The sequence below is a fragment of the Candidatus Kryptonium sp. genome (genome assembly GCA_025060635.1).
Classification (GTDB): Bacteria; Bacteroidota; Ignavibacteria; order Kryptoniales; family Kryptoniaceae; genus Kryptonium.
This window is the reverse complement of the sequence record JANXBN010000129.1, coordinates 1-599: the sequence shown is the minus strand read 5'-3', so window position 1 is coordinate 599 and position 599 is coordinate 1. Positions and strand designations below refer to the sequence as shown.

The 599-nt window shown below is 33.1% G+C and carries 1 protein-coding gene; it reads right to left on the bottom strand.

Features of this window, described 5'->3' with window-relative positions; genetic code table 11:
* Positions 1-210: 210 nt before the first annotated feature.
* Positions 211-354 carry a hypothetical protein gene (locus NZ923_10785; protein MCS7230491.1) on the bottom strand — a complete coding sequence of 48 codons (144 nt, stop codon included), beginning with the start codon at positions 352-354 and terminating at the stop codon, positions 211-213.
* Between the last annotated feature and the right edge of the window lie 245 nt (positions 355-599).

The following is a 599-nucleotide window of genomic DNA, read 5'->3' as shown; positions in this document are numbered from 1 at the left end:
ATTCCACACTGGTTCAATTCTCACAGAAATAATTGCAAACTTGAAGGATAAAGATTTTGGTTTAAATTCCACACTGGTTCAATTCTCACATTTCTACAATATCATTGAAATATAATTTCATTTTTGTTTAAATTCCACACTGGTTCAATTCTCACTGTAAGTGGGGGTATAACCAACAATCAAAGAAGTTAGTTTAAATTCCACACTGGTTCAATTCTCACTGATTCGTGCGGTGCTGGAAATTGTGTTTTTGAAGAAGTTTAAATTCCACACTGGTTCAATTCTCACCAATTTAACTTTATTTTGCTCAATCAAACTTTGAACGTTTAAATTCCACACTGGTTCAATTCTCACTGAAACGCCTGTTGGACACTTTTACGTTTTGAGGAAGTTTAAATTCCACACTGGTTCAATTCTCACCGATTTCAATCTTTCATTTTGCAATCCACAATAATAGTTTAAATTCCACACTGGTTCAATTCTCACCTAGCACAAGATATAAAGATCTTTCGCAAAGACATAAGTTTAAATTCCACACTGGTTCAATTCTCACTTGTGGTTAAGGTGAAACAAACCAAAAAACAAAAAAGTTTAAATTC